The sequence below is a fragment of the Okeania sp. SIO2F4 genome (genome assembly GCF_010672385.1).
In the GTDB taxonomy this organism is placed as follows: Bacteria; Cyanobacteriota; Cyanobacteriia; order Cyanobacteriales; family Microcoleaceae; genus Trichodesmium.
This window is the reverse complement of the sequence record NZ_JAAHGT010000377.1, coordinates 1-8,655: the sequence shown is the minus strand read 5'-3', so window position 1 is coordinate 8,655 and position 8,655 is coordinate 1. Positions and strand designations below refer to the sequence as shown.

Annotated in this window: 4 protein-coding genes; 2 read left to right on the top strand and 2 right to left on the bottom strand. The window is 39.6% G+C overall.

Annotation, left to right across the window (positions count from 1 at the left end):
* A partial coding sequence (locus F6K22_RS22025) for a DUF4347 domain-containing protein (RefSeq protein ID WP_293102704.1) occupies window positions 1–4,504 on the bottom strand: 4,504 nt, incomplete at its 3' end.
* 348 nt (window positions 4,505–4,852) lie between these two features.
* Between F6K22_RS22025 and F6K22_RS22020 the strand changes: the two genes are divergently transcribed.
* Window positions 4,853–5,815, top strand: coding sequence for an aldo/keto reductase (locus F6K22_RS22020; RefSeq protein WP_293102701.1), 963 nt, complete (start codon window positions 4,853–4,855; stop codon window positions 5,813–5,815).
* Between the two features lie 668 nt (window positions 5,816–6,483).
* On the top strand, window positions 6,484–7,122 hold the full coding sequence (locus tag F6K22_RS22015) for a PEP-CTERM sorting domain-containing protein (RefSeq protein ID WP_293102698.1): 639 nt from the start codon (window positions 6,484–6,486) through the stop codon (window positions 7,120–7,122).
* Window positions 7,123–7,777: 655 nt separating this feature from the next.
* Here the strand turns inward: F6K22_RS22015 and F6K22_RS22010 are convergent.
* Complete coding sequence (locus F6K22_RS22010) at window positions 7,778–8,461, bottom strand: ElyC/SanA/YdcF family protein (protein WP_293102695.1); 684 nt, start codon at window positions 8,459–8,461, stop codon at window positions 7,778–7,780.
* Between the last annotated feature and the right edge of the window lie 194 nt (window positions 8,462–8,655).

Here is an 8,655-nt window from a genome sequence, read left to right as displayed (position 1 = left end):
TATTATTTGTCAAATCATTGTTGCCGTCTGAGTCGATGTCGATGCTGCTCCGGAATTCCCCTGTAGCCCACACATTACCATTGCTATCGGTGGCTATACTATTGCCATGCTCAACATTGCTACCGCCGATATTTTGGGCAAACAGCAAGTTGCCATTGCTGTCGAAATTGGCTACATAGCTATCCCAAGAACCATTACTGGTCAAATCATTGTTTCCGTCTTCATCTATGTCGATGCTGCCCGCGAAAGTTCCTGTGGCCCACACATTACCATTACTGTCGGTAGCTATGCCATAGCCTAGGTCGCCGATATTTTGGGCAAACAGCAAGTTACCATTGCTGTCGAACTTCGCTATATAGCTATCTTGATAGCCATTAACGGTCAAATCATTGTTGCCGTCTCCATCTATATCGATACTGCCAGAGAAAAATCCTGTAGCCCACACATTACCATCCCTGTCGGTTGCTATGTCATTCCCCCGGTCTAAACTGCTACTGCCGATATTTTGGGCAAACAGGAAGTTGCCATTGCTGTCGAACTTCGCTACATAGCTATCCGAAGAACCATTACTGGTCAAATCATTGTCGCCGTCTCCGTCTATATCAATGGTCCCCTCAAAATCTCCTGTAGCCCACACATTACCATTGCTGTCGGTAGCTATACCACGGCCATGGTCAAAACTGCTACCACCGATATTTTGGGCAAACAGGAAGTTGCCATTGCTGTCGAACTTGGCTATATAGCTATCGTTAACGCCATTACTGGTCAAATCATTATTGCCATCTCCGTCAATGTCAATACTGCGCTTGAAATATCCTGTAACCCAGATATTACTATCGCCATCGGTTGCTATATCATAGCCATAGTCACCAGCCGTACCACCAATATTTTGGGAAAACAGCAAGTTGCCATTGCTGTCAAACTTGGCTACATAGCTATCAACAGTGCCATTACTGGTCAAATCATTACTGCCGTCTCCATCTATATCGATGCTACCCCAGAATTCTCCTGTAGCCCACACATTACCATTGCTATCGGTGGCTATGCCCCAGCCCTTGTCGTCACCGCTACCACCGATATTTTGGGCAAACAGCAAGTTACCATTGCTGTCGAACTTAGCTACATAGCTATCAGCAGAGCCATTACTTGTTAAATCATTGTTGCCGTCTCCGTCTATGTCGATGCTCCCCTCGAAAAATCCTGTAGTCCAAACATTACCATTGCTGTCGGTGGCTATACCTAAACCCTGGTCGCTACCGCTACCGCCAATACCTTGGGCTACTTCCAGTTGGTATTCGACTTTTGGTGGAGTTGAATTACCACCGCTACCTATGGTAAAAGTCTCAGTAAAAGTTTGATTCGTCGAATTAGATCCTGTCCAGTTAGCACTATTATTAATTGCTGCTAAAAGTGTTGCCTTATCTCCCGTTGTAGTTCCCGTGTATATTACATTGTCTATTTCATTAATCGCAACTGCATTAGTGCCATTAGTCAAACCTTGGGGCAACGCAGAAGTGCTAGTGCTAGTAGCATCAGCTTGCCAGGTTGCTGCTCCTTCATTATTCAGAGCAGCAATAGGAGTATTTGTGCCTTGATAAGCAATAATCTGGTCGCCAGTAGCAGCAAAGTTCAAACTGCCACCTGAAACTGTTCCCACAGAAGCAGATGGAGTATCGTTAATCTCAACTACAGTTCCTGCCGAAATACCACCTGCTGGTGCTGTCCATGTAACAATTCCTTCACTTGTACGGAAACCAGAATTATCGCCCAGCCAACCTTTATCGGTAAACTTAATTTCTTCTGATGCAGGAATATCAACTAAAGCCACAAATTTAAAGTTATCTGTGTCATCAGCATTGTACTGAACAAATGCAATGTCTCCAGGATTGAGTGTCGTGTTTTCTTCCTGATTATTGTTGACTGGGTTAACTGTTCCTGTTACTGTACCTGTATCTTCTCCATCATTCTCATCTTGGACTACATAATCAAAGGTAATATCTCCATTGAAGTCAGCATCTGGGGTAAAGGTAATAGTTCCATCTGGTGTCACGTTTACTGTACCGTTGGGTACGGTGATGGTTTGAGCTGTGGGTGGGGTTAGGTCTGTGCCATTGATGGACTTGATGCTGAGGTTGTTGTCATCGCCGTCGGGGTCTGTGTCTCCATCTAACAGGTTTAGGGTTATTGAGCTGTCATTCTCGTTCATGGTGAATGACTCGTTATCAGCGACTGGGGGGTTGTTGGTAGAGTTAATGCTAATTGTTGTTGTAGCTGTGTTGCTGTCGCTATCCCCATCGTTGACTACTACTGTCACGCTACGAGCGGTGGTGTCGGGGTTAGCTGAGGTATTGTTGTATTCTATTTGAGCTATGGCACTCTGATAGTCTGCTAGTGGAGCACTCCCTGTGAGTGTGATTGTTCCTGTAGCTTGGTCATAGCTACTGGCTGTTATTCCTGTTGGTAGTGTACTGTTGACTGATAAGCTTTCTACTGTATCTCCGTCTGGTCTGTTGGTTAATACGATCGTGGCTGATTCGATGTTGGTGTCGTCTACGTCTGTGATGCTGACGTCACTGTCTCCTATTGCTACTGCTGCATCTGTGAAGGTTGTTGTGTAGTTGTTGTTTGTGGCTCCACTGCTGTCATTCCAGTCTAGGTCTATTGTGGGTGGGTCACTAACCTCAATTATAGTAATATGAACTTGGTTACTATTTGGTCCGAAAATGTCAGAAGACTTATGTCTATTTTCGTCTGTCAGAGCTATCTGTAAAATTCTGTCTGTAGTATCTGGGTTTTCGCTCGTGTTTTCGTATTGAATATCTTTTAGTGCTGTTGCAAAATCATCAACGCTGGCGATATCTCCTGTAGTTGGTGTTAGAGTAACTACTTTTTCGCCATCCCCGTTTGTAGTTACTGTAGCAGTTAAGTTTGTACCTGTTACTATAGCTGAACTTGTTAATTCTACACCATTAACCAAAAATTTCTCATCGTCACCATCAAGAGGATTAGTCAGGATAATTGTTGCTTCGTGTAATCTATCGCCATCAGCAGTAGTCCCATTGTTGATGTAATCTCGAATAATCAAGCCATTAGTAGTAAGTACACCATCTGTTGTAGTCTCACCTGTCGCAATGTCTACTATATTAACAGCACCACCATTTTCTGTAAATGTTGTTTCGTAGTTAGTTCCTGGGGTATCGGTACCATCTAGGTCTATTAGTGGGATGTCAAAAACGGATGTTATCCAGGGGTCAGATATCCCATCATTACTATTAGTTGCTTCTGTAGGAAGGAGTTCTTCAGCTACTGGAGTTGTTGCAAAGTTTCTGATGTGATAGAGTTGTCCCGTATTAGCACTAACATATAATTTTCCTTCTCTGTCATTCCAAGTTGCACCATAGTTTGCTGCACCTAAATTTCCACCACTATCTAACTGTATTGTAGTTGTACTAATCGTAGCATTATTAATATCTCTGATATCAATTGTAACTAATTCACCCTCACTGCTAATGCCATAAAAGCTGTTCTGATGATCAACATAAGTTAAATCTGTTGGCATAATACCACTGGGAGGTGTGCCAGTTAAATTTATCGTTGTTGCTGTTACCGGGTTATCAAGATTGATTCTACGTATTGATGTTTTACTGTCTCTGTTGGTTATCCATAAATTATTGTCTCGGTCTATATCTCCAGCAGTAGGATTTGGAGAAATATTAACTGTAAAAATATCCAAATCATTTACATCTGTAGTAACAGTACCATCATTCTTGACATACTCAACAGTACCAGTTGAGTCTATTCTCAGAAGTTTCTGATTACTATTACTAACTTCAAAACCATAGATGTAGTTATCATTACGATTATAACCTGCTGCATTATAGATTAAATCGCCAGTACCACCAATCTCCTCATAACCTCCTGTTAATGGGTTAAGTTGAAAAAGTACACCACTAATTACTTGGAATAAAGCAGGTTTTTCCTCAAATGGATCTAGAACATAATTCCATTGTTGTTGTGTATCCTGAGTGAAAGGTATATCTACCTCCAACTCACCCCTAATAACTTCCAACTCCCAGTCACCACCCAAAGCAACATTACCAGTTCGCCTTGCGGTCGCAGCAATATTTGCACCTGTTAGTTGCTGCAACTTTTCTAAAAATTCTGTACCAGTATCTCCCGCAGCTACATTACAACCATAGAGCAATATATTAGTAACTGACCAAGCTTCTAACTCTTGAGCATAATCATTATTAATACTATTAATATTTAATTGACTATTGCCCAAATATAAACATCCCGGCGCACCATGAGAAACTATATGAACAGTTTTTACTCCCCGATTGCGAACCAAAGTTTCTGTGATTTGTTGGATACTGTCGCGGTAGGTATCCAGGATAACAATTTTAATATTGGGATTTGTTCCACGAACAAGAATTTGATAGTCTTCTACATTTGGATCTATGAAAAGAATAGATTTAGTCATGCCCAACAATTTTGACGCCATATATTTCCCTCTCTTTTAAATATTTGTATAAGACTATTTAATACTTAATCCGTTGCCTCTAACCTTTCTTTAGCTTAACCATTTCATAGCTAAAATAGTAACCTTTTCTTCAATAAAACATAATTTAATCCAAATTCCTACCGTGTATTTACCGATCTTTATCTGAGATGAAAAATCAGGAACTTGCGATTACTTAAGTAGATTTTTTGGACTCAATAAATATACTGAAAAACCAAATAATATCTATACATAAGAACATCATTAATATTTGCAGATTAATTATTTATCTTGACTTTATGCACAATATGTTATAGGTGTAGTTGTAGTCAAAATAATTAGGAAAGGATAATGGAAAAGCGAACATTAGGCACATCTGAAATTAAAATTACCCCAATCATTATGGGGACATGGCAAGCAGGAAAAAATATGTGGGCAGATATTAAAGATTCTGACGTTATTAAAGCTATTAGAGCGGCTTTTGATGCAGGTATTACCACAGTTGATACTGCTGAAGTTTATGGAAATGGTTACTCAGAAAGAATCGTCGCTCAAGCATTGGGAGATGTTCGAGAACAAGTAGTTTTAGCGACTAAAGTTTTTGCTAATCATATGAAATATGACCAAGTAATAGAAGCTTGCGATCGCTCTCTGAAAAATCTGAATACCGATTATATTGACCTCTATCAAATTCATTGGCCTTCTGGTGCATTTAACAGTGAAATTGTACCAATTGAAGAAACAATGAATGCTCTAAACAAACTGAAAGAACAAGGTAAAATTAGAGCAATTGGTGTTTCTAATTTCTCAAGCCAACAAATAGCAGAAGCATCTCAATATGGTCAAATTGATAGTCTGCAACCACCCTATTCTTTATTCTGGCGAAAAATAGAAAAATCAGAAATGCCTTACTGTGTTGAAAATAAGATTTCTATTATTGCTTATTCTTCCTTAGCACAGGGATTATTAACAGGTAAATTCGGACCAGACCACAAATTTGCCGAAGGCGATCATCGCTCTAAAAATAGATTATTTTATATTAAAGAAAACTACGAACGAGTGCAAACAGCTATAGAAAAACTGCGCCCCATTGCTGAAGCTAAACAATGCACTATGGCTCAACTAGCGATCGCCTGGTTGATTGCCCAACCTCAGACAAATGCTATTGTTGGAGCGCGAAATGCGGAACAAGCGACTGCTAATGCTAAAGCTGCAAATGTTAAATTATCTTCAGATGAGCTGGCAGAAATTGATGCTATTGGGCGGATAGTGACCGATCCTTTAGACGATCGCCCCGTTATGTGGGATTTTTGACATACTCCCGACGCTCCCCTACGGGAGAGCGCGGGACTTCTCGCCGGGGGAGTTAAATCAACTATATATTAATGTTTTTGGAGGTGCGTTTAGGCGCACCTTATATTAAATCAGGTTTATAGAGTATTCTGTTGAGGAGATGGGGAGATGGGGAGATGGGGAAAGGTACTTTTGATAACCGGATTTGGTATTAATACATTTATATTATTTATTTTCAGGCAATAAATAGTAATCTAGGCATTTTTATTGAGATAAAATAATTAATCTGAATTGTCTATTGAAATATTTTTTGATCGAATGTGGGGTTTGGGGTAGCTATAAAACCTTGTGCCTTTAGCCTCATAGTAGGGCTTTAGTCCTAATATCAAGTCTCATTAATTAGCCATAATAAAAATATTTTTCTCTATCAAGAAAATATTTTGCAAATTTCCCCTTGTTTCCTACTTCCTACTCCCTGCTCCCTATTCCCTAAATTTTTTATATGATTATTGTAAATTGGCCTAAATAAAATATCAGTATAATAGCCGATGTCTTCAAGCTTTTATTGCAACTAAATTGGTAACTGTCAAATGCAATAGAGCATTAAAAGAACTGTCAAAGGTAATATATTAGGGTAGCTATTTAAAGATTGCATCTACCAATTTCTTCATAACAGTAGAGGTAAGTAAATGAACAATGCAATCAAAGCAGCTATAGCACTTCCTATTTCTATCGGAGTAGTGATTTCTGCAAATTCCACCCATGCAGCTAGTTTCACTTATGCAGAAACAGTAGAGTCATACATTCAAGGCGAGTTTACATACGACAATTTAGATCAAATTGCTACTAGAACTAACGTAAATAATGCACTTGGCGCACCTGAAGCTAGTGCTACGGATAATTTTCTTGCCCTTGGTTTTGGAGGAGAAGCTGTATTTAGTTTTGGTGGGATGTTTTCTGAGCAGGTAAAAGTTTGGGAGACTACTTTTGGAAATCACAATTCTCAAAGTGACTATGATGAAAAAGTAGAAGTATTCGTGGGAAATGATTTAGAAAATTGGTTGAGTATTGGTGTGATTGAGAATATTGCTGATGAAGCTTATATAGGGGGAGCTACCCTAGATATTGGTAACAGCAACTTATATCAATATGTCAGATTAGTAGATATGTCAGAAGTTGTAGAAGGTCGTGACGGTTTTGATATCAATGCTATAGCTGTAAATATGGAAATGGAAAGAGAATATGTTCCTGAAAGCTCTTCTACATTAGGTTTGTTAGCAGTTGGAGCATTAGCTATTGGTTCTCTTCTCAAGCGCAAACAACAATAAAATTATCTTTGTTGGTGTTGCTGATTTTAAGTATGAAATAAACTCCGCGACTGATATCGCTAAGAGTCATTAATTAAGTGCAAATCATATCTAGTTCCCACTTTTGATTCGGAAAAAAACTTCTTTCTATCTCCTGACTCCTGAGTTCTGACTCCTAGATATCATACATTTATTCAGCAACGTCTCTTTTTTAACTGTTTTCCATACAGCAGTTTTCATTTCAGTAGACCACAGTAGGGGCGAATGGCCAGCAAGTAGGGGCGATTTCCTGCGGAATGCTGCTGCCATGCGCGAATCGCCCCTACAGGGTTTTGGTGATGACGTGAGGTTATCAATCAGCAAAAGCGCTGTAAATTGTTATACTTGTCTCCCGGTATGATTAGGGAGGCAAGCTTTTCTTTGACATCCTCTGCGGCGGTTAGTCACGGAGATTCCTACTGAACCATAATAGCTCTTCGGCGGGTTGACGCTTCTTAGGCTGCTGCTACTTTGGTAGTAGTCTTATGCTTGCCTCCATGTCCGCGATAGAGTTTCCAACTGTCCCCCGGCAACAAAGCCATACTGTAGCATATATTCAATTCACTTGCAAATAAAAAGTCGCCCTACAAGGACGAGGCGTAACTACCCAATTTTTCTCTGAAAAAAATAATATCAATCATGATTTCCAGTCAACGAAGCGGGTATAAAAATAAGCGATCGCTTCCCCAATAACAGTCCGCATACCTGCACTCGACTGCCACCATCTGTGAGTATTATAACCTTTGGGTTCAAGAGCAATCACACCTACCTGAATATCTGGACTAAAAACATTCCGATAAATCATCCAGCTACGACGAGCGTGGGGTCCTAAAGTATAAATATTGATAGAGTTTACTTTGAGATTAGAGGTTTGAAGCCATTCTTTCACTGCCATAGCAGAAGCAGTAGTGCGATACTTGGTAACTTGAGGAGTGGGTACAGCCACCACTCGGTCTGGAGCGACACCCAAGGTAATCAGAGTTGCTGCGGTTAGTTCGGCAAAGTTGTTATATTCTGATAGATAAAATCCCTTACCTATCGGTGTACCTGTGGTAATTAATTTTTGATAACTACCTTGATTAAATTCTGCGATCGCCGATTTTACGGCATAGTCTGACATCCAACCTTCAACTATTAGTAAATCAGCTTCTATAGGAGAGGTTACTGCTAAAAATGAGTAAATATTCAAGCAGCACATCACAATTAGAAAGATAATTAATCCGATAATTAATATCCCTAGCTGAATTGTTGAAGTTAATTTTTGCTGCCATTCTAATAGATTATTTTTGAAGTCGTTTTGTTGGTTATTTTCCCGTGACATTCAGATAATAAATTTTGCTAGTCTCCCTTTAAATAAAATACGATCGCAGCAGATTATTGTTTATTAAAAAATACTCCTTCTCAAGTTTTGAAATTTTTAAAGTAGTAGGGTGTCTAGATTTATTTTGTGGGTAAGTTTGATAAATTAAGACCTCTCCCCCAACCCCTCTCCTACAAGGAGAGAAGAGCTATTCT

Excerpts from the sequence above, each read along its gene's own strand:
- F6K22_RS22020 (WP_293102701.1), top strand. The coding sequence starts at position 4,853 with ATGGAAAAGCGAACATTAGGCACATCTGAAATTAAAATTACCCCAATC.
- F6K22_RS22015 (WP_293102698.1), top strand. The coding sequence starts at position 6,484 with ATGAACAATGCAATCAAAGCAGCTATAGCACTTCCTATTTCTATCGGA.
- F6K22_RS22010 (WP_293102695.1), bottom strand. The coding sequence starts at position 8,461 with ATGTCACGGGAAAATAACCAACAAAACGACTTCAAAAATAATCTATTA.